Origin of the sequence: Serinicoccus kebangsaanensis, from assembly GCF_008919445.1 — a bacterium.
Classification (GTDB): domain Bacteria; phylum Actinomycetota; class Actinomycetes; order Actinomycetales; family Dermatophilaceae; genus Ornithinicoccus; species Ornithinicoccus kebangsaanensis.
The window spans coordinates 258467-279847 of the sequence record NZ_VSLG01000004.1 but is presented as its reverse complement, the minus strand read 5'-3'; the positions used below and the strand labels follow the sequence as shown (position 1 = coordinate 279847).

The following is a 21381-nucleotide window of genomic DNA, read 5'->3' as shown; positions in this document are numbered from 1 at the left end:
GCGCGCCGACCAGCGCACGCGCCGGCCCTCAGCCTATCGCCTGCCGGAGTGGATCGCAGGAGGTGGGCCGGGGCGGCGCAGGTGCGGTCAGGCGATGTCCCGGCGCGCGGTGAGGATCCAGCCCAGGGCCGCCATCACCGCGGCATACCCGAGCAGGACCAGGGTGGCCACCCACCAGCTCAACGCGTCCTCGGAGCCACCCAGCGACTGCGCCAGGCTGGGGTCGATCCCTGCGAAGAGGTCGAGGGCGCTCATGCTGGCCTGGCTGGGGAAGTACTTCGACGCGTCCGCGAGCTGGTCGACGAAGGTGATGCCGAGGCCGAGCAGCGGCTCGACCAGCAACGTCACGCCCACGCCGACGAAGAGGGCCACGACCTGGTTCGGGATGAGCACGCCCAGACCGAAGCCCATCAGACCCCAGAGCACCAGCACCAGGACCATCCGCGCGAAGGTGGCCAGCAGCCCGCCCGGGTCGGGGAAGAGCGGCAGGTCACCGATGCTCAGCGTGATCGCCCCGCCCAGGATGCTGCCGGCCGTGAAGGCCAGCGCGTTGACGGCGACGACCACCACGATGGAGGCGAGCTTGGCGCCGATGAGCTGGCCCCGGCGGGGCGCGGCCAGCAGGGTCGCGGTGATGGTCTTGTGCCGGAACTCCCCGCTCATCGACAGGATGCCCAGCACGAGGGCGAGCAGGTAGCCCATCTGCACGGCACCGGTGTAGACCAGCCGCGCGACGGCGTCCTCTCCGAACATCGCCGCGGGCTCGATCATCGTGCCGTCCGGGGAGGGGAACTCGCCGATGACGGCGAGGAACAAACCCTGCAGGGCGGCGAAGAGCGCGCCGAGGACGGCCATCGCCAGCGGCATGGACCAGGCCAGCCGGGTGGTGAAGTACTTGCGCAGCTCCGCGCGCACGAGCGAGATCATCAGGCGGCCTCCTGCCCGGTCGAGAGGTTGCGGTTGCGGTGCTCGGGCGACTCGGTCAGCTCCAGGAAGAGCCGCTCGAGGTCGGTGCGCAGCGGGCGCAGCTCGTGGACCGGCTGGCCGGCGGCGAGGGCGATGTCGCCCACCTGTCGCAGGTCGCCGGTCCCGACCCGGAGGGCGTCCGGTCCTTGCTCCTGGTCCAGCGCGGCGCTCAGCCCGGCGCTCTCGAGGGCGTGCCCGAGCGCCCCGGGGTCGCTGGTGCGCACCAGGACGGCCGGGTCGCCGTGCAGCTCGTCCATCGTCCCGCGGCGGGCCAGCCGCCCGTTGGCGATGATGACGACGTCCTCCACCGTCTGCTCGACCTCGCCCAGCAGGTGCGAGCTGACCAGCACGGTCTTGCCCTGCTCGGCGGCGAGGTGGCGCATGAAGCCGCGCATCCAGCGGATGCCCTCCGGGTCCAGCCCGTTGGCCGGTTCGTCCAGCAGCAGCACGTCGGGGTCGCCGAGGAGCGCGGCCGCCAGGCCCAGGCGCTGGCGCATCCCCATCGAGTAGCCGCCCGCCTTCTTGCGGGCGGCGGCAGGGATGCCCACCAGGTCGAGCAGCTCGTCGACGCGGCTGTCCGGTATGCCGTGGGTCGCGGCGAGCACGCGCAGGTGGTTGCGGCCGCTGCGGCCGGGATGGAAGCCGGTGGCCTCCAGCGCCGACCCGACCGTGGACATGGGCTGGGGCAGCTCGGCATACCGCCGACCCCCGATGAGGGCCTCACCGGCGGTCGGCCGGATCAGGCCGAGCAGCATGCGTAGGGTCGTCGTCTTGCCGGCGCCGTTCGGGCCCAGGAAGCCCGTGACCCGTCCCGGTGCGACCTCGAAGCTGAGGTCGTCGACGGCGGTGAAGTCCCCGAACTTCTTGGTGAGTCCCTGGACGCTGATCCCGGTCCCCTCTGATCGTGTCGTCATGCCAGCAGTCAACCAGCCACCGCCGGGCGCGGGCATCCGACCTCGGACGGAATCTGCACGAGGCACCCGTCATCCCTGAGACGGACCTCAGCCCAGGCGCACCACGACGGTCTTGGTCTGGGTGAAGGCGGACAGCGCCTCGATCCCCTTCTCCCGGCCGTAGCCGGACGCCTTGACCCCGCCGAACGGGAGCTCGACCCCGCCGCCGGCGCCGAAGGTGTTGACGAAGACCTGGCCGGCCTCGAGCGCCGCGGCGAGCCGGTGGGCGCGCGTCAGGTCCTGGGTCCACAGGGCCGCGATCAGCCCGTAGGCCGTGCCGTTGGCCAGGGCGAGCGCCTCCTCCTCGTCCTGGAACGGGGTGGTGACGAGCACCGGGCCGAAGACCTCCTCCTGCGCGATCGGCTCGGCCGGGTCCACGCCGTCGATGAGCGTCGGCAGCCAGAAGGCGCCGCCCTCGGGCCGGTCGTCCGGTGCGGTCCCGCCCACGACGAGCTCCCCGGTGCGGGCGCCCTCGACGAAGCCCCGGACCCGGTCCTGCTGCCGGGTGGAGACCAGCGGACCGAGGTCGGGGTCGTCCAGCCCGCGGCCGAGGGTGGTGGAGCGGAAGCGCTCGGCGATGGCGGCGACCAGCTCGGCGCGGACCGAGGAGTGCACCACCAGGCGGGAGCCGGCGGAGCAGGTCTGGCCGGCGTTCTGCAGGATGCTGCGCGTGATGGCTGCTGCGGCGGCGTCGAGATCGGCGTCGGGGAAGACGACGTGGGCCGACTTGCCGCCGAGCTCGAGCACCGCGGGGACGACCCGGTCGGCCGCCGCCCGGGCGACCGCACGCCCGGTCTCGGTGGAACCGACGAAGCCCAGGTGCGCCACCTCCGGATGCGCGGTGAGCGCGGCACCGGCCTCGGCGCCCAGGCCGGGGACGACGTTGACCACCCCGTCGGGCAGCCCGGCCTCGGTCGCCAGCATCGCGAGCGCGACCGCGGTGCGGGGAGTCTCGTCGGCGGGCTTGAGGACGACACAGTTCCCGGTCGCGGCGGCCGCCGCCATCGATCGTGAGGCCAGCTGCAGCGGGTAGTTCCAGGCGACCACGCTCCCGACGACGCCGTAGGGCTCGTGCCGGGTGTAGGCGTGCAGGTCCGGACCCAGCGGGATGCTGTGGCCGTAGGCCGCCTCGATCACCCGCCCGTAGTAGCGGAAGTAGCGCGCGGCGACCGTGGCGTCGGCGCGGGCCTGCGACAGGGGCTTGCCGGTGTCCTGCGACTCGGTGCGGGCCAGCTGCTCCCGGTCGCGGTCCACCAGGTCCGCCAGCCGGGTCAGCGTGTCGGCCCGCTGCTCCGGCGGGGTCTCCGCCCACCCGGGCTGCGCGCCGGCGGCGGCCCGCACCGCCAGCTCGACCTCGGCCGGGCCGGAGCGGGCCACCCGGCCGAGGACCGAGCCGTCCGCGGGGTCGATGTTGTCGTAGGTCTGCCCGGCGGCGATCTCGATCTCGGCGCCGCCGACGACGGGGAGGGTGGTGTCCGGCATAGCGCTCACCGTAGGCCGATCGCGGGGCCGGCGGCGCGACGCGTGCGACCGATCAGGGTGCCGACGCCGTCGGGCACCTCCCCGACGAGGAGCAGCCCTCCGCTGGTCTGCGCGTCGGCGAGCAGCAGCAGGTCGTCCTGCGTCACGCCGCTGCCGACGCCCAGGTGCGGGCGGACCCAGTCCAGGTTGCGTCGGCTCCCCCCGGGCAGGTAGCCCGCCGCCAGGCTCTCGCGCGCGCCCTCGATCGCAGGCACCGACCGGACGTCGATGTCCGCGCCCACGCCGGAGGCACGGCACAGCTTCCACAGGTGCCCCAGCAGCCCGAACCCGGTGACGTCCGTGCCGGCCCGCACGCCGGCCGTCACGGCGGCCTCCGAGGCCTGGCGGTTGAGGGTGGTCATCGTGCTGACCGCCTGCTCGAAGACCTCGCCCGTCCGGCCGTGCCGGTTGCCCAGGATGCCGCTCCCGAGCGGCTTGGTCAGGGTGATCGGGAGTCCGGGTCGCGCCGCGTCGTTGCGGATGAGGGCGTCCGCCCTGGCCGTCCCGGTGACCGCGAGGCCGTAGAGCGGCTCCGGGGCGGTGATCGAGTGACCGCCCGCGAGCGGGCAGCCTGCCTCCTCGGCGACCATGGCCCCGCCCCGCAGCACCTCCCCGGCGATCTCGTCGTCCAGGTCCGCCGGCCAGCCGAGCAGGTTGATCGCCAGGACCGGCGCCCCGCCCATGGCGTAGACGTCGGAGAGCGCGTTGGCCGCGGCGATCCGGCCCCAGTCGACCGGGTCGTCCACGACCGGGGTGAAGAAGTCGGCGGTGGAGAGCACCGCGAGCTCCCCGTCGAGGCGCACCGCCGCAGCGTCGTCCCCGTGCTCCAGCCCCACCAGCAGCGGCCCTCCCGGTGGCGCGGTCGGGAGGTCGGCGACCAGCCGCTCGAGGCGTTCGGCCGGGATCTTGCAGGCGCACCCACCTCCGGCCGCCAGGGAGGTGAGCCGCGGGGACGGGGTGGGTGTCGGCATACCGCCAACCCTAGAGACCTGAAGAAGTGGACATAGCTTTCTGGTGCCCGTCCCCGAGATAGCTATGTCCACTTCTGCGGGAGGGGACGGGGTGGGCGTTCAGGTGGTGAGGGAGCGGGTGCCGTCCGGCCCGTGCCGGGTATGCCCCCGCGCGTCCAGGTGCTCCAGCAGCGCGATGGCGACCTTGCGGCTGACCCCGAGCGTGGCCCGGGCCTGGCTCGTGGTGAACGGCTGGGCCAGGTCGGTGAGCGCGTCCACGGCCCGGTCCGCGGCCTCCGGGCCGAGCAGCACGTCGCCGGGCAGCCGGAGCAGCGCGCCGCGACCGCTGGCCGCCGCGATCTCGCGGCCGCCGATCCCCATCGCGTCGAGCTCGGGCCGGGTCGGTGCGTCCAGCGGATCCCGCGCCAGCCGGTCCAGCAGCGCGCGCAGGGCCGGGGGTTCGCCCGGCTCGGGCACGGACCCCGCCGCCCGCGCCGGACCCACCCGCTCGTCGCGGACCTCCAGGCCGGCCATCGCGACGACGGCCTCCAGCGTCCGACGATCGGGGAGCCCGGTGCGCCGCCCCAGGTCCCGCAGCGCCGGGGCGAGCGGCAGCCGGGGGTCCAGCGGGTCCGTCTGCGCCCGGCGCCGCACCAGCGCGGACAGCTCCTCCACCCACGCCTCGGCGGTGGCGCGGGACACGGTGCGTCCGGCCACCGCCACGCCGTGCCGGTCGTCGGACGCCTGCAGCGCGGCGGCCCGGCGCCGGGCGGCCCCGTTGCGCCGCAGCGGAGGTGCGACCGGGTCCAGCACACGAGCACCCACGACGGCGCCCTCCCGTCCCGGGTCCCGCAGGATGAGCCGGTCACCGACGCCGAGCGGGACGGGCCGGTCCGTCCGCAGCCGTGCCCACCGACCCTCGAGGGTGCGCAGCCGGGCCGGCCTGGCCGCCGTGCCGACGTGCGCCGTCACCTCGGCGGGGAGCGCGTCCGCGTCCAGGAGGACGTCGCTCGAGCCGGTGAGCCACCACGGGTGGTCCGGCGCGAGCAGAGCCTGCCCGCGGCCCACCTGGTCCGGGTCGACACCACGCAGGTTGACCGCCACGCGAGCGGCGCCCTCCACCCGCTGCTCGGGTCGTCCCAGGCTGTGGATCCCGCGCACCACGACCTCGCGCGGGCCGGCGTCACCGGCAGAGGTCAGCAGCAGCGGCATACCGACCTCGACCGCTCCCGCCGGGAGCGTGCCGGTCACCACCGTCCCCGCGCCGTGGACGGTGAACGCCCGGTCGATCCACAGGCGGACCGGAGCGTCCGCCGCAGGCGTCGGCAGGGCTGAGCAGCAGGCGCCGAGCAGCTCCCGCAGCCGGTCCAGGCCGTGCCCGGTGCGCGCGGACACCGCGACCGCGGGTATGCCCTCCAGGCTGGTGCCCGAGAGCTGCTCGCGAGCCTGCGCCAGAGTCGGCCCGGGGTCGGCGAGGTCGGCGCGGGTGACGGCGAGCACGCCGTGCCGGAGCCGCAGGGCATGCACCGCGCGCAGGTGCTCGGTCGACTGCGCGCTCCAGCCGTCGTCGGCGGAGACGACGAGGAGCACGGCGGCCGCGGGGCCGATGCCGCTGAGCATGTTGCCGATGAAGCGGCGGTGCCCGGGGACGTCGACGAAGGCCACGGTGCGCCCGTCGGGCAGCGTGGTCCAGGCATACCCGAGGTCGATGGTGAGACCGCGGCGGCGCTCCGCCTCCCACCGGTCCGGCTCCATCCCGGTCAGCGCGTGCACCAGCGCTGACTTGCCGTGGTCGACGTGGCCCGCGGTGGCGATCACCGTCATCGTCGGTCCGGGTCCACCCCGGCGGCGTCGAGCACGGCGCGCAGCAGCACCTCGTCCTGCTCCGGTGGGACGCAGCGCGGGTCGACCAGGCAGCTCCCGTCCCGCACCCGAGCCAGGACGGCCGGGCGGCCCAGCCGGAGCCGGGCCGCCAGCCCCTCGTGGACGGCGACCGCCCAGCCGGGCAGCGGCACCCCCGGTGCCCCGCCGCCGCCCACGCGGCCCTCGTGCGGCACCGGCCGCGCGGTGATCCCGGCGTCGCTCAGCTCGCGGGCCAGCCGCTCGACCCGTGTCCGCAGACCTGCCGCGGTGGCGCGACGGGCGACCGAGGTCGGGGTGGCCGCGCGGTCACGCAACGTCGCGCCGAGCGCTGCGAGCGTGAGCTTGTCGACCCGCAGCGCCCGGGCCATCGGGTGCCGCCGCAGTCGGCCCACGAGCTCGGCGTCGCCCAGGATGATCCCGGCCTGCGGACCCCCCAGGAGCTTGTCGCCGCTCGCGGTGACCAGCCCGGCGCCGTCGCGCAGGGCGGTGCGGGCGTCCGGCTCGTCGGGCAGGGCCGGGTCGGGCTCGAGCAGACCGCTGCCGTTGTCCACCACCAGCGGCAGCCGGTGGGTGCGCGCCAGCTCCGCGAGAGGTGCCACCGGGACGTCGCTCACGAAGCCGTCCACCCAGAAGTTGCTGGGGTGCACCTTGAGCAGCGCACCGGGGTGACCGGAGGAGGCGACTCGCGCGAGCGCCTGCTCGTAGTCGTGCAGGTGCGTGCGGTTGGTGGTCCCCACCTCGTGCAGCCGTGCCCCGCCCGACTCGATCAGGTCGGGGAGCCGGAAGCCGTCCCCGATCTCCACCAGCTCACCGCGGCTGACCACGACCTCGCCCCCGCCCGCGAGCGCGGTGGTGGCCAGGAGCAGCGCGGCGGCTCCGTTCCCCACGACCATCGCGTCGCCCGCCTCGGGGACGGCGGCGCGCAGGGCGTCGAGCACCTCACCGCCCCGTCGTCCCCGCTCGCCGGTCGCCAGGTCCAGCTCCACGTCCGTGTAGCCCGCGGCGTCGACCAGCGCGGCACGCGCGGCCTCGCTCAACGGCGCGCGCCCGAGGTTGGTGTGGACGACGACGCCGGTGGCGTTGATCACGGGTCGCGGTCCACGGGCGGCGACGAGGGCGGCCAGCTGCTCGGCGGCCACCTCCCGCACCTGCCCGGGGTCGAGGTCGCCGGACCGGGCCCGGCGCTGCAGCTCGACGACGACCGTCCGGGCGCGCTCCCGGCCGAGCTCGGCCGCGAGCGGGCCGACCACGGGGTCGCGCAGCACGACGTCGAGCGGGGGTATGCGCCGGCGCGGGTCCGTGTCGTCGTCCCGCTCGCGCCCCGCGCCTGCCTCGGTCCTCACCCGCTCGATTGTGGACCAGGGTCGGGTCGTGCGTCCTCCAGGGTTCGCCGCAGGTGGCGGTACCACTCGCTCTGGAACCGGTCCTCCGGGTCGTGCTCGTGCTTGTGCTGCAGGAAGGCCGGGAGGCGCGGGTGCGCGGCGAGCAGCTGGGCCCGTGTGGCCCACCGGTGGTAGGTGAGGTAGAAGGACCCGCCGCGCTCCAGGGCACGGTCGATGATCCGCCGGAAGTCCTCGGCGGCCTTCTCGATGCCGGGCTGGTCGTGCTGCACGTGCAGGTTGACGATGATGCACGCCCACCGACCCTGGGCCCAGGGGAGGAAGCTCTCGTCGTCGGGCTCGATGAGCCGGATCGTGCCGTAGATGCACTCGACGGCGTGCGCCCGGAAGTCCTCGCGGCAGGCCTGCATGAAGGAGGTGAGCTGCGCCCGGGGGACGTAGACCTCGGTGATCATCTCGCTGGCCGCCGGCCCGTCGAGGGCGTCGTGGTAGCCGTCGACGTAGACGCCCAGCTGGTGCAGGTCGGAGCGGTAGACCTGCCCGTCGGTGCGCTGGTAGTGCTCGGCGTAGAGGTCGAAGGCCCGTGCCTTGTCGGAGTGCGCGAGCGCCAGCAGCTCCTGCCACCGACCCGCGGTGAGCTCGACCGGGTCCCCGGTCAGCGGGGTGTCGTCCGGCACCGGCGCATACGCGGCGAGCACCCCGCGGTCCAGGAAGCCGGGGGCGGCCGGATCGGTGACGAACTGGAAGTCGCCGTAGGTATAGCCCTGGGCCAGCCGGTCGTCGAGGGAGCGCGCCACCTCGCTCAGGTCGACCACCTCCACGACCCGGCGCAGGTGCTGGCGGGGGACCAGCCGCAGGGTCACCTCGGTGATCACCCCGAACAGGCCGTAGCCGCCGATGGCCAGCCGGAACAGCTCCTGGTCCGTCGTGCGGGAGCAGCGCCGGACCTCGCCCTGGGCGTCGACCAGGACGAAGGACTCGACGTCGTCGATGAAGGGCTTGAAGCGCAGGCCGCGGCCGTGCACGTTGGCCGACAGGGCGCCGCCGAGGCTCAGCCGGTCCGCGCCGGTCTGCTTCTGCCGGAAGGTGAGCGGCGGGGACAGGCCCAGCGCGCTCGAGCGGCGGTCCAGCTCCAGCAGCAGTTCGGGCCACTGGATCCCCGCCCCGACGCTCACCAGGGCCCTCCCGGCGTCGAGGTCGCCGACGGCGGTGAGTCCGGACAGGTCGAGCTGGAGGGCGTCCTCCCCGAACTGCTGCCCACCCATCGCGTGCCGTCCGCCGCACACGGACACGGCGCAGTCCTCCGCCCGCGCGCGCTGCACCGCGGCGACGACCTCCTCCGTGGACGTCGGCGTCAGCAAGGTGCGGACCCGGGTGGGGTTGAGCCGCGAGTGCAGGTCGTTGAGGGTCAGCCGGTCGTCTGGCACAGGCACAGGACCTCTCCTTCCGCGAGTGCACCGCTGATCCCCAGCGGCTGCAGGTAGTGCCTGCGCAGGTCGGCCGCGGTGGCCACCGCCCGGACCTCCAGCCCGAGCGGGCGCACGAAGCCCGTGACCTCGTCGCTCGGCAGACCCCAGGTGAAGGGTTCGCCCTGGTGGTCCAGCCAGCCGTCGACGGCGCGCCCCGCGTGGTGGAACCGCAGCCGGCCGCCCGGGTCCGGCTCCATGAACGTCCACAGGACCTGTGAGCCCGGGGGGAGCTGCGCGCAGGCCAGCAGGGTCTCCTGCACGGCCTGCTCGGAGAGATACATCGTCAGGCCCTCCACGACGACGAAGGTGGGCAGCGTGCGGTCCAGGCCGCGCACCTGCGCCAGGGACCCCTCGCCGAGCTGCAGCGGGAGCAGGTCGAGGTTGGACGGGACGTCGCCGCCCAGCGCGCGCTGCTTCACCGCCGAGGTGGCGGGATGGTCCAGCTCCACGCACCGGACGTCGGGGAGCTCCCGGGCGATCCGGAGCGCCAGGGTGTCCAGGCCGGCGCCGACCACGACCAGCTGCCCGCCCGGGTCGGAGAGGAAGGCCCGTGCCGCGTCGTCGATGTAGCGCTTGCGGGCCGCGTAGTGCCGCTGGATGCCCGGCAGGGCGGCGCGCTCCAGCCCGTGCACGCCGCTGCGCAGCACCGGCCGCGCCAGGGTGCGGATCAGTCGCAGCCTCCTCGGAGCCACCGCCTCCAGCAGGCCCTCGGTGCTCGCGGCGGCCCCCGCCGGGAGCAGGTGGCGCTCGCGTGGCTGGCGGGAGAGGAAGACGGTGCTGAGCGCGATCAGCATGGCTGTGACACTGGCCCGGTCCCTGCGCACGGCACGGCACCCCCTTGCGTCGTCGCTGGTCCTGGGCAGCCTAACAAGGGTGCCGACGGCGGAGGCGGACAGGAATCGAACCTGCCAACGACGACGGGTCGCCGTTCCACGGGGTTGAAGCCCGGGGGGCCCACCAGGAACCCTGACGCCCCCTCGAGGAGGAGCGTTGCCGGCGCCCCTCGGTGAGGAGGAGCGCCCCCGGCAGGATTCGAACCTGCGCACCCGCCTCCGGAGGGCGGTGCTCTATCCCCTGAGCTACGGGGGCAACAGCGGACAACTCTAGCAGCGCCCGTGCAGGTGCCCTAAATCCCGGTTCGGGCCCGTGGTGGCGCGCCCCTAGACTGGTGCGGGTGACCCCTGAACAGCTCGCCGGAGCGATCCATGCCGTCCTCACCGAGGCCGTCACCGCGGGCGACGTCGCCCTGGCCGAGGGTGAGGTCCCGCCCGCCGAGGCGCTGCGCGTGGAGCGACCCCGGAGCCGGGAGCACGGCGACTGGGCGAGCAACGTCGCGATGCAGCTGGCCAAGCGCGCGGGTATGCCCCCGCGCCGGCTCGCCGAGCTCGTGGCACCGAGGTTGACCGGTGTCGACGGGATCGCCGCGGTCGACGTGGCCGGACCGGGCTTCCTCAACATCACGCTCGACACCGCGAGCGCCGGAGAGCTGGCGCGCACGGTCGTCGAGGCGGGGGAGGACTACGGGCGGGGCGACACGATGGCCGGGCGGACCATCAACCTGGAGTTCGTCTCGGCCAACCCGACCGGCCCGCTGCACATCGGGCATACCCGGTGGGCGGCGCTGGGCGACGCGCTGCACCGGCTGCTGTCGGCGTCCGGCGCGGACGTCACCGCCGAGCACTACACCAACGACGCGGGAGCGCAGACCACCCGGCTCGCCGCCTCGGTCCTCGCCCGGGCCCGTGGCGAGGAGGTGCCCGAGGGCGGCTACGCGGGCGACTACGTCGACGAGCTCGCGGCCCAGGTGCTGCAGACCCACCCGGACCTGCTGTCGCGGCCGGAGGCCGAGGCGCTGGACGTCTGCCGGGAGGAGGGGATGGCCCTGCAGGTGGCCGCCAACGCGCGGACCCTGGAGGACTTCCACGTCCACTTCGACGTGTGGTTCAGCGAGAAGAGCCTGCACGACGGCGGGGCGGTGGCCACCGCGGTCGACCGGCTCCGCGAGCAGGGCCACGTCTTCGACGCGGACGGTGCCGTCTGGCTGCGCACGACGGACTTCGGTGACGACAAGGACCGAGTGCTCATCCGGGCCAACGGGGAGCCGACCTACTTCGCCGCCGACTGCGCCTACTACCTGTCCAAGAAGGACCGCGGGTTCCCGGAGAAGGTCTACATGCTGGGGGCCGACCACCACGGCTACGTCGGCCGGCTGAAGGCCATCGCCGCCTGCGCCGGGGACGACCCGGACACCAACATCGAGGTGCTGATCGGACAGCTCATCAACATCTGCGGCGAGCGGATGGGTCGGCGGCGCGGCAACGCCGTCTACCTCTCCGACCTGCTGGAGTGGATCGGCGCGGACCCCATCCGGTACAGCCTGGGACGCTTCCCCGCCGACACCCCGCTGGACCTGGACGGCGAGGAGCTGCGCCGGCGCTCCAACGACAACCCGGTCTTCTACGTGCAGTACGCCCACGCCCGGACCTGCAACGTGGCCCGGTTGGCGGGGGAGGACGGCGTCCGCCGGGAGGACGGCTTCGACCCGGCGCTGCTGGACCACCCGACCGAGTCGGTCCTGCTCGCGGCGCTGGGCGACTTCCCCCGGGTCGTGGCCCAGGCCGCCCAGCTGCGCGAGCCGCACCGGGTCGCCCGCTACCTGGAGGATCTCGCGGGCCACTTCCACAAGTGGTACGACGAGTGCCGCGTCCGGCCGATGAGCGCGGACGAGGAGATCACCGACCTGCACCGCACCCGGTTGTGGGTCAACGACGCCACCCGGCAGGTGCTGGCGAACGGCCTGTCCCTGCTCGGGGTGAGCGCGCCCGAGCGAATGTGACCCGGAGGGGGCGACCTCGCGCAGGACGGTCTCGCCCTCCGACCCCGACCACCGACCGACCCCTGGAGCAGTTTCGTGTCCACGCACCCGTCCGCACCCTCGCCCCTCCGCGTCGCCCTGCTCGGCGGCGGCACGGTGGGCGGCGCCGTGGCCCGCGCCCTGCTGGGCCGGGCCGACCACTACGCGCAGCGGGCGGGCCGCCCCGTGCAGCTGCTCGGCGTCGCGGTGCGCGACACCGGCAGGCCGCGGGAGGGCATACCGACCACGCTGCTCACCGACGACCCGCGCGCCCTCGCCGAGGGGGCTGACGTCGTGGTCGAGGTCATGGGCGGCAGCGAGCCGGCAGGTGAGCTCATCGAGGCGGCGCTGCGCCGGGGCGCCCAGGTCGTGACCGCCAACAAGCAGCTCGTCGCCCGGCGCGGCGAGGAGCTGCACGCCCTGGCGGCGGAGCACGGGGCCGGCCTGCACTACGAGGCGGCGGTGATGGCCGCGGTGCCCGTGATGGCGGTGGTGCGGGAGTCGCTCGCCGGGGACGAGGTCACCCGGATCCGGGGCATCGTCAACGGCTCGACCAACTACGTGCTGGACCTCGTCGGCCGGGAGGGGGTGCCCTTCGCCGACGCCGTGCGCCAGGCGGGCGAGCTGGGCTACCTCGAGGCGGACCCCACCGAGGACCTGCAGGGCCTGGACGCGGCGGCCAAGATCGCGATCCTGGCGCGGACCGCCTGGGGGGTGCCCGCGCCGCTGGAGGAGGTGGAGGTCACCGGCATCGCCGACCTGACCGACGCGGACTTCGCGGACGCGGCGCGGCAGGGGGGAGTCCTGAAGCTCGTCGCGAGCGCGGAGCGGGACACCGATGGGCGCGTCCGTGCCAGCGTGCGTCCGCTCATCCTGCCCGCCGAGGACCCCCTGGCGCAGGCGCGGGGTGGCACCAACGTCGTCGAGCTGGAGGCGGCGCTGGCCGGGCCGGTGCGCCTGGTCGGGGCGGGCGCCGGCGGGGACCAGACGGCCTCGGCGGTGCTCGGGGACGTGGTGCGGGCCGGGCTCGCCGCGGCTCGTCGCTGAGCGTCGCACGACCCCTCCGGCCCAGGCCTGCGCGCCACCCGCCCCACATGAGCAAGGAAGCCGGCGCAGATGCAGGGAAATGTCCCTGCATCACGTCGGATTTCCTTGCTCATGGTCAGCGGGAGGCGTCGAGGAGGCGCAGCGCGCGCGAGGGCTGGTATGGATCGGGTCCTGCTGCGTGTTATCTTGAGGGCGTCTCGTGACAACGCCGAACCATCTCATGGATCGGCTCCGAGGCACCTCACACGCACGGGCTGCCGATCATCAGCGACGTGTCCTGATCCAGGCCCTCAGCTGTCGGGTTGTTTCCCGTGCGAGTCCGACCGTGGTGCCATTCTTCGCGCACCGCGACACCTCAGACCCCGAACCGGTTGAGACCGAGGGGGAAGGAATCCCACGTGACTGAGATCACCGAGGCCGGCGCGACCAAGACAGGCGCGCTGAGCACCCTCCGCCTGGCCGAGCTGCAGCAGCTGGCGTCCGGCATGGGCATCACCGTGAACCCCAAGATGCGCAAGGCGGACCTGGTGTCCGCCATCCGTGAGCGGCGCGGGGGCGCCGCGTCCGTCAACGGCGCCACCCGCGAGGCGACCGCTCCCCGTGAGACGACCGCGTCCGGTGAGGCGGCTGCTCCCGGCGCGACCGCCGCTCCCCGTGACGGCCGCGTGCAGGAGCGCGACGGCGACGCCGCCGGCGGCATCGAGGCCGCTCTGGACCGGGCGCAGGCGGAGCGCAACGACACCGACACCTCGGGTGGTGGCTCGCGCACCCGACGGAGCCGTCGCGGCGGCTCGGCAGCCGGCGCGCCCCGCTCCGCGCAGGAGCGCGAGGGTGCCGGCGGCGACGACCAGCGCGGGCAGGAGGACCAGCGCCGGCAGGACGAGCCGCAGCAGCGCGAGCGTCCGCAGCGTGAGGAGAACGGCCAGCAGGGCCAGCGCGGCGACGGGCGCCAGGACGACCGCAACCGCCAGGACGACCGCAACCGCCAGGACGACCGTCGTCAGAACGCCGACGGCCAGCAGCAGAACCAGCGGCGCGACGACACCGATGGCGACGACGAGGGCGGGCGTCGTGGACGCCGCCGCAACCGCAATCGCAACCGTGACCGCAAGCGGGGCCGCGGGCAGCAGGGCGGCGGCCAGCATGGCGGCGGCCAGCAGGAGGCCGAGAGCTACTCCGAGGACGACGTCCTCGTCCCGGTCGGCGGTGTCGTCGACCTGCTGGACAGCTATGCCTTCATCCGGACCACCGGCTACCTGCCGGGCCCCACGGACATCTACGTCCCCATGGGCATGGTCCGCAAGCACGGCCTGCGCAAGGGTGACGCGGTCACCGGCGCCATCAAGGCGCCGCAGGACGGCAGCGACGCCGGCCAGCACACCGTGTCCTCCACCGGCAACAAGCGGGACAAGGGCAAGTTCAGCGCCCTGGTCCGGCTGGACACGATCAACGGCCAGGAGGCGGAGCAGGCACGTCGCCGTCCCGAGTTCTCCAGCCTGACCCCGCTCTACCCGCAGCAGCGGCTGCGGCTGGAGACCGAGCAGAAGAACCTGACCACCCGGGTGGTGGACCTGGTCACGCCGATCGGCAAGGGCCAGCGCGGCCTCATCGTCAGCCCGCCCAAGGCCGGCAAGACGATGATCATGCAGGCCATCGCCAACGCGATCACCACCAACAACCCCGAGGTCCACCTGATGATCGTCCTGGTGGACGAGCGTCCGGAGGAGGTCACCGACTTCCAGCGCAGCGTCAAGGGCGAGGTCATCTCCTCGACCTTCGACCGCCCGGCCAGCGACCACACGATGGTCGCCGAGCTGGCGATCGAGCGCGCCAAGCGGCTGGTGGAGCTGGGCCAGGACGTCGTGGTGCTGCTGGACGGCATCACCCGCCTGGGTCGTGCCTACAACCTCGCCGCTCCCGCCTCCGGGCGGATCCTGTCCGGTGGTGTGGACTCCGCGGCGCTCTACCCGCCGAAGAAGTTCTTCGGTGCCGCCCGCAACATCGAGGACGGCGGCTCCCTGACCATCCTGGCCACCGCCCTGGTGGAGACCGGCTCGAAGATGGACGAGGTGATCTTCGAGGAGTTCAAGGGCACCGGCAACATGGAGCTGAAGCTGTCGCGTCAGCTCGCCGACCGGCGGACCTTCCCGGCCGTGGACGTCAACGCGTCCAGCACGCGGCGCGAGGAGATCCTCATGAGCTCCGAGGAGCTCAAGATCATGTGGAAGCTGCGCCGGGTCCTCTCCGCGCTCGACCAGCAGCAGGGAATCGAACTGCTCATCGACCGGTTGAAGAAGACGAAGCACAACTACGAGTTCCTCACCCAGGTGCAGCAGACCAGCTCGGTCCGGCTGGACGACGAGGACTGAGCGGTCCACCGCACCGGCTCAGATCACGTAGACTGATCCGCTGGCCCACCGGTTCACGCCCGCGCACCAGCGCGGGCGACCCGGGGACGCACGCCATCCCAAGGAGAAACATGCAGAAGGACATCCACCCGGAGTACGTCGAGACGCAGGTCACCTGCACCTGCGGCGCGTCGTTCACCACCCGGAGCACCGCCACGTCGGGTCGCATCAACGCCGACGTCTGCTCCAACTGCCACCCGTTCTACACCGGCAAGCAGAAGATCCTGGACACCGGTGGGCGCGTGGCCCGCTTCCAGGAGCGCTACGGCAAGAAGGCCGGCAACTAAGACCTGCGCACCGCCGGTCCCGCGAGCTCGTCGCGGGGCCGGCGTTCGCCGTTCTGCGGCGAGCTCATCCACGTCACCAGCCAGGAGGGCACGGTGTTCGACTCCGCCCGTCCGCTGCTCGCGGAGCACGCGGACATCGAGCGCCAGCTCGCGGACCCGGTCGTGCACGGCGACCCGTCCGCGCTGCGGCGGCTGAACAAGCGGTATGCCGCGCTCGGGCCGGTCGTGACGGCATACCGGGGCTGGGAGGCGGCGACCGGCGACCTGGAGGCCGCTCGCGAGCTGGCCGAGGAGGACCCGGCCTTCGCGACCGAGCTCCCCGCCCTGGAGCAGGCGGCGGCCGACGCCGTGGAGCAGCTGCGGCGCCAGCTGGTGCCGCGGGACCCGGACGACGACCGGGACGTGATCCTCGAGGTCAAGGCGGGGGAGGGCGGTGAGGAGTCCGCGCTCTTCGCCGGAGACCTGATGCGGATGTACCTGCGCTACGCCGAGCGGCGCGGCTGGCGGGCCGAGCTCCTGGACGCCACCCCCTCGGACCTGGGCGGCTACAAGGAGGCCCGGGTCTCGATCACGGCCACCGGCGCCCCGCAACCGGGCGAGGCTCCGTGGGCCAGGCTGAAGTACGAGGGCGGCGTGCACCGGGTGCAGCGCGTGCCGGTGACCGAGAGCCAGGGGCGGGTGCACACGTCCGCCGCCGGCGTGCTGGTGATGCCGGACATCGAGGACCCGGCAGAGGTCGAGCTCGACCCGAACGACCTCAAGATCGACGTCTTCCGGTCCTCCGGTCCCGGCGGGCAGTCGGTGAACACCACGGACTCCGCGGTCCGCATCACCCACCTGCCCACCGGACTCGTCGTCTCCTGCCAGAACGAGAAGAGCCAGCTGCAGAACAAGGAGTCCGCGCTGCGGGTGCTCCGGGCCCGGCTGCACCAGATCGCGGTGGAGGAGGCGGAGGCGGCAGCCAGCCAGGCGCGCCGCAGCCAGGTCCGGACGGTCGACCGCAGCGAGCGGATCCGCACCTACAACTTCGGCGAGAACCGCATCGCCGACCACCGGACCGGCTTCAAGGCCTACAACCTGGACCATGTCCTGGACGGCGACCTGGACCCGGTGGTGCAGTCCGCGGTGGACGCCGACGAGGCGGCCCGGCTGGACGCCGCCGGCCAGACGTGACCGTCGACGAGCTCGTGCGCGCCGCGGCCCGGCGGCTGGCCGCGGCCGGGGTGGCCAGCCCCGAGGTGGACGCCGAGCTGCTGCTCGCGCACGCCCTGGGCCGGTCGGTGGCAGAGCTGCGGCGGGCGCGTGTCCTGCGCGAGCAGGTCGGCGACGCCCCGCACGGGCGCTTCCTCGACCTGGTGGTGCGGCGCGCCGACCGGGTCCCGCTGCAGCACCTGACGGGCGTCGCCCCCTTCGCCGGCCTGGAGCTGCACGTCGGGCCGGGGGTGTTCGTGCCCCGCCCGGAGACCGAGACCCTCGTCGAGCTCGCGCTCGCGGCGCTGGACGGTGCGGACCGACCCACCGTGGTCGACCTCGCCACCGGGAGCGGGGCGATCGCGCTCGCGATCGCCACCCGGGCGCGGGACGCCCGGGTCGGGGCGGTGGAGCTCTCGCCCCAGGCATACGGGTATGCGCGGCGGAACGTCGCCGACACCGCTCCCCGGGTCGACCTGCGCCTGGGTCGGGCGCAGGACGCCTTCGCGGACTGGGTCGGGGAGGTGGACGTCGTCGTCAGCAACCCTCCCTACATCCCGCCGGACGCCGAGCCGGTGGAGGTCGAGGTGCGCGAGCACGACCCGGTCCTGGCGCTCTACGGAGGGGGCTGCGACGGGCTCGCCCTGCCGGCGGAGTTCGCCCGTCGGGCGGCGGAGCTGCTGCGTCCGGGCGGGGTGCTGCTCATGGAGCACGCGGACGTCCAGGGGGACGCGCTCACCGCGCTGCTGCGACGCGAGGGGTGGGTCGAGGTGTCGGACCACGAGGACCTCACCGGGCGTCCACGGGTGGTGCGGGCCCGACGCCGCGACGCCTGAGCCGACCCCTGCAAGCCCTGAGCCGTCCCCTTGCCGGAATTCGACCTCGGGTTTCGTCGCCATGGCGACGGAACCCGAGGTCGAATTCGGTCCGGTCCAGCAGACTCGGTCAGGTCAGAGGATGTAGATCAGCAGGGCGATGATCAGCAGAACACCCACGATCGTCCAGATGAGACCACTTCCACGCATCCGATTCACTTCCTTCGGGTCGGGGCCGGCTCCGGCTGGAGCCCGCCTCGGGAACACCTCAGCCAACTGCGCGACCCGGGCTCCTGCAAGTCGAAGCGACCCGGTCCCGGCATGGGAGGATGGGCAGGTTCGCCCCAGCCCGACCACGGAGGACCCATGTCCGGCACCACGCCGTTGCACGATCGTGTGCTCGACTGCACCGACGAGCAGGCGAGGACGGCATCGGTGGAGCGGGCGGCGGAGGTCGTGCGCGAGGGCAAGGTCGTCGTGCTGCCGACGGACACCGTCTACGGCGTGGGCGCCGACGCCTTCGACGTGGTCGCCGTGGCGATGGTGCTCGCGGCCAAGCACCGGGGCCGGGAGATGCCGCCGCCGGTGCTGGTGCCCGCGCCCCGCACGGTCGACGGTCTGGCCACCGACCCTCCGATGTATGCCCGCATCCTCATGCGGCACTTCTGGCCCGGCCCGCTCACCCTGGTGCTCCGGGCCCAGCCCTCGCTCCAGTGGGACCTGGGCGAGACGAACGGCACCGTCGCGCTGCGGATGCCCGACGACGAGGTCGCCCTCGCGCTGCTCGCAGAGGTCGGGCCGATGGCGGTCACCAGCGCCAACGTGACCGGCCAGCCGGCCGCCACCACGGCGCAGGAGGCGCTGGACCAGCTCGGGGGCGCGGTCGCGGCATACCTCGACGGGGGTCCGCGGACCGGTGGTGAGCCGTCCACCATCCTGGACTGCACGGGGGAGGAGCCGGTGGTCCTGCGCCTCGGCGCGCTCAGCGCGGCCGACATCCGGGCGGTGCTCGGGACGACCACCCTGCACGACTCCCCGCAGCAGGATCCGATCCGGTCGTCCGGCACTCCGGAGGAGGACGGCTCCGAGCCGGCCAGCACGGTGGGCTCGATCACGCCCAGCGGCGTCCCGGTGGCCGCCGACGCCGTGCGCACCGTGCCGCCGCCCACGTCCACGGCGTCCCCCGCGGACCCCATAGAGTGAGCCACATGACGACGCGCGTGAGCCCGGACACCTACTACGGCCCCTCGTTCGGCGCACTGCTCGAGCAGGACCCGGACATCGCCGAGCTGCTCGTCTCCGAGCTCGACCGGCAACGGGCCGGCATCCAGCTGATCGCGAGCGAGAACCAGACCAGCCCCGCCGTCCTGGCGGCGCTCGGCTCGACGTTGTCCAACAAGTATGCCGAGGGCTACCCCGACGCCCGCTACTACGGCGGGTGCGCCGAGGTGGACAAGGTGGAGAAGCTCGCGATCCAGCGGGCCAAGGACCTCTTCGGCGCCGATCACGCCAACGTGCAGCCGCACTCCGGCGCGAGCGCCAACCAGGCGGTCTACGGCGCCTTCGCCGCGCCGGGAGACACCATCCTCGCCATGTCCCTGGACCACGGCGGTCACCTGACCCACGGGTTCAAGGCCAGCTTCTCCGGCAAGTGGTTCGACGCGGTCCACTACGGTGTCTCGGCCGAGACCGAGGACATCGACTACGACCAGGTCGAGGCGCTGGCCAAGGAGCACCGCCCCAAGATCATCCTGGCCGGCGGGTCGGCGATCCCGAGGCTCATCGACTTCGAGCGGTTCCGGGCGATCGCGGACGAGGTCGGTGCCATCTTCTGGGTGGACGCCGCCCACTTCGTCGGGCTGGTCGCCGGCCAGGTCATCCCGTCGCCGGTGCCGCACGCCGACGTGGTGTCGTTCACGACGCACAAGGTGCTGCGGGGTCCGCGGGGAGGCGCCATCGTCTGCCGGGAGGAGCACGCGAAGAAAATCGACCGGGCCGTCTTCCCGATGATGCAGGGCGGCCCGCTCATGCACGGCGTCGCCGCCAAGGCGGTCAATTTCGCCGAGTGCATGACACCGGACTACCAGGCGTATGCCCAGCAGGTCCTGGACAACGCCGCCGCCCTGGCGGCCGGCCTGGACGGCCACGGGATCCGCCCCATCACCGGCGGCACCGACACCCACCTGTCGCTGCACGACCTGCGCGGTGTGGGCGTGACCGGCGTGGATGCCGAGTCGCGCTGCGACGCGGCCGGCATCGTCCTCAACAAGAACGCCATCCCCTTCGACCCGGAGCGGCCGGGCGTGGCCTCGGGCATCCGGGTGGGCAGCCCGTCGGTCACCACCCAGGGCATGGGCACGGACCAGATGGCCACCATCGCCGACCTCATCCACCGCGCCGTCACGGAGACCGACGGCGACCCGGAGCACGCCGTCGCCCGCGAGATCCGCGCCCAGGTCGGTGAGCTGATGACCGCGCACCCGGCCTACCCCGAGCCGGCTGCCGGCTGACCCGACCAGACCAGGCGGCACACCGGTCGCCGCGGACCCGCCGGGAGAGGTGAGGGGCAGTGCGCGAGTTCATGATGGTGCTGCTGACCGCGGCCATCGTCACCTACCTCGCCACCCCGCTGGTCCGGCTGCTCGCGGTGCGGTCGGGGGCGATGACGGCGGTGCGGGACCGCGACGTGCACTCGGTGCCCATCCCGCGACTGGGCGGGGTCGCCATGCTCGTCGGCTTCGGCGCCGCGGTGCTGCTGGGCTCCCAGCTGCCCTACCACGGGCAGATCTTCGACGCCACGCCCCGGCTCTACGGCGTGCTGGCGGCCGCCGTCCTCATCACCGCGCTCGGCGCCGTGGACGACATCCGCGAGCTGGACTGGATGACCAAGCTGGCGGGGCAGGTCCTGGCCGGCGGGATCATGGCCTTCTACGGCGTGCAGTTCGAGTCGTTGCCGATCCTCGGCGTGACCGTCCTGCCCGAACCCGTGATGGTGACGCTGACCATCCTGGTCGTCGTCATCTCCACCAACGCGGTGAACTTCATCGACGGGCTGGACGGCCTGGCAGCGGGTGTGGTGCTCATCGCGGCGGGGGCGTTCTTCGGCTGGACCTACCTGGTCAGCCGCAACTTCGACCCGCCCAACGTCTTCTCCGAGGCGACCTTCATCAGTGCCGCGCTGATCGGGGTCTGCCTGGGCTTCCTGCCGCACAACTTCCACCCGGCCCGGCTGTTCATGGGAGACGCCGGTGCGCTGCTGCTCGGCCTGCTGCTGGCCGCCTCCACCATCTCGATGACCGGCTCGGTGGACCCCCGCTCCTCGGTCGCCACCGCCTCTGCGGCGACGGCCCTGCTGCTCCCGATCCTCATCCCGCTGGCCATCCTCGCCCTGCCCTTCCTGGACATGGTGCTCGCCGTCCTGCGACGGACCCGGGCCGGCCAGCTGCCGTGGAAGCCGGACCGCGGGCACCTGCACCACCGGATGCTGGACATCGGGCACAGCCACCGGCGCGCGGTGGTCCTGCTCTACCTCTGGTCGCTGCTCATCGCCGCGGGGAGCGTGTCCTTCGCCTACCTGCCGGGGTGGATGGCGCTGCTCGGCATCCTGGCGCTGCTCCTCATCGCCGTGGCCCTGACCCTGCGCGCGGAGCCCGCACCGTCCTCCACGGGCACCACGGGAGCAGCCCGATGACCTGCGGGTTCGCGGCGCGTACGCTG

Annotated in this window: 17 protein-coding genes and 2 tRNA genes; 9 read left to right on the top strand and 10 right to left on the bottom strand. The window is 73.6% G+C overall.

Annotated elements, in window-relative coordinates; genetic code table 11:
* Window positions 1–87: 87 nt before the first annotated feature.
* From FXF60_RS07000 to FXF60_RS06955, 10 genes are all read right to left on the bottom strand, one after another.
* Window positions 88–927 carry an ABC transporter permease gene (locus tag FXF60_RS07000; protein WP_151524866.1) on the bottom strand — a complete coding sequence of 280 codons (840 nt, stop codon included), beginning with the start codon at window positions 925–927 and terminating at the stop codon, window positions 88–90.
* Window positions 927–1880: an ABC transporter ATP-binding protein gene (locus FXF60_RS06995; protein WP_151524864.1), complete on the bottom strand. Its 954-nt coding sequence runs from the start codon at window positions 1878–1880 to the stop codon at window positions 927–929. Before FXF60_RS06995 ends, FXF60_RS07000 begins: the two co-directional genes overlap by 1 nt.
* Window positions 1881–1967: 87 nt before the next feature.
* Window positions 1968–3401 (bottom strand): aldehyde dehydrogenase family protein, encoded by a 1434-nt coding sequence (locus tag FXF60_RS06990; protein WP_151524862.1) that lies wholly within the window; start codon window positions 3399–3401, stop codon window positions 1968–1970.
* A gap of 5 nt (window positions 3402–3406) precedes the next feature.
* Window positions 3407–4411, bottom strand: coding sequence for a selenide, water dikinase SelD (gene selD, locus FXF60_RS06985; protein ID WP_151524860.1), 1005 nt, complete (start codon window positions 4409–4411; stop codon window positions 3407–3409).
* 99 nt (window positions 4412–4510) lie between these two features.
* Window positions 4511–6214 carry a selenocysteine-specific translation elongation factor gene (gene selB, locus FXF60_RS06980; protein WP_151524858.1) on the bottom strand — a complete coding sequence of 568 codons (1704 nt, stop codon included), beginning with the start codon at window positions 6212–6214 and terminating at the stop codon, window positions 4511–4513.
* Window positions 6211–7596 (bottom strand): L-seryl-tRNA(Sec) selenium transferase, encoded by a 1386-nt coding sequence (selA, locus tag FXF60_RS06975; RefSeq protein WP_151524856.1) that lies wholly within the window; start codon window positions 7594–7596, stop codon window positions 6211–6213. Before selA ends, selB begins: the two co-directional genes overlap by 4 nt.
* On the bottom strand, window positions 7593–9026 hold the full coding sequence (locus FXF60_RS06970; RefSeq protein WP_192796642.1) for an FAD-binding oxidoreductase: 1434 nt from the start codon (window positions 9024–9026) through the stop codon (window positions 7593–7595). Before FXF60_RS06970 ends, selA begins: the two co-directional genes overlap by 4 nt.
* Window positions 9002–9856 (bottom strand): class I SAM-dependent methyltransferase, encoded by an 855-nt coding sequence (locus FXF60_RS06965; protein WP_151524851.1) that lies wholly within the window; start codon window positions 9854–9856, stop codon window positions 9002–9004. The genes FXF60_RS06970 and FXF60_RS06965 overlap by 25 nt, the downstream gene beginning before the upstream one ends.
* Window positions 9857–9945: 89 nt before the next feature.
* A tRNA-Sec gene (locus tag FXF60_RS06960) sits at window positions 9946–10039 on the bottom strand.
* Between the two features lie 40 nt (window positions 10040–10079).
* Window positions 10080–10151: transfer RNA gene (locus FXF60_RS06955), tRNA-Arg, on the bottom strand.
* Between the two features lie 85 nt (window positions 10152–10236).
* Between FXF60_RS06955 and FXF60_RS06950 the strand changes: the two genes are divergently transcribed.
* The 9 genes from FXF60_RS06950 (at window position 10237) to FXF60_RS06910 (ending at window position 21355) form a co-directional block, all read left to right on the top strand.
* On the top strand, window positions 10237–11898 hold the full coding sequence (locus tag FXF60_RS06950) for an arginine--tRNA ligase (RefSeq protein ID WP_151524849.1): 1662 nt from the start codon (window positions 10237–10239) through the stop codon (window positions 11896–11898).
* A 75-nt stretch (window positions 11899–11973) separates the two neighbouring features.
* Window positions 11974–12963, top strand: a complete 990-nt coding sequence (locus FXF60_RS06945; protein WP_151524847.1) for a homoserine dehydrogenase — start codon at window positions 11974–11976, stop codon at window positions 12961–12963.
* 398 nt (window positions 12964–13361) lie between these two features.
* A complete protein-coding gene (rho, locus tag FXF60_RS06940; RefSeq protein WP_192796641.1) occupies window positions 13362–15332 on the top strand; it encodes a transcription termination factor Rho in 1971 nt (656 codons plus the stop codon).
* Window positions 15333–15442: 110 nt separating this feature from the next.
* Window positions 15443–15658, top strand: coding sequence for a 50S ribosomal protein L31 (gene rpmE / locus FXF60_RS06935; protein WP_151524843.1), 216 nt, complete (start codon window positions 15443–15445; stop codon window positions 15656–15658).
* Between the two features lie 93 nt (window positions 15659–15751).
* On the top strand, window positions 15752–16831 hold the full coding sequence (gene prfA / locus FXF60_RS06930) for a peptide chain release factor 1 (RefSeq protein ID WP_151524841.1): 1080 nt from the start codon (window positions 15752–15754) through the stop codon (window positions 16829–16831).
* On the top strand, window positions 16828–17685 hold the full coding sequence (prmC, locus tag FXF60_RS06925) for a peptide chain release factor N(5)-glutamine methyltransferase (RefSeq protein WP_151524839.1): 858 nt from the start codon (window positions 16828–16830) through the stop codon (window positions 17683–17685). Before prfA ends, prmC begins: the two co-directional genes overlap by 4 nt.
* A gap of 345 nt (window positions 17686–18030) precedes the next feature.
* Window positions 18031–18867, top strand: a complete 837-nt coding sequence (locus FXF60_RS06920; protein ID WP_151524837.1) for an L-threonylcarbamoyladenylate synthase — start codon at window positions 18031–18033, stop codon at window positions 18865–18867.
* A 5-nt stretch (window positions 18868–18872) separates the two neighbouring features.
* Complete coding sequence (glyA, locus tag FXF60_RS06915; protein WP_151524834.1) at window positions 18873–20174, top strand: serine hydroxymethyltransferase; 1302 nt, start codon at window positions 18873–18875, stop codon at window positions 20172–20174.
* Between the two features lie 59 nt (window positions 20175–20233).
* The gene (locus tag FXF60_RS06910; protein WP_151524832.1) at window positions 20234–21355 is read left to right on the top strand and encodes a glycosyltransferase family 4 protein; all 1122 of its coding nucleotides are present in this window, start codon (window positions 20234–20236) and stop codon (window positions 21353–21355) included.
* The last annotated feature ends 26 nt before the right edge of the window (window positions 21356–21381 follow it).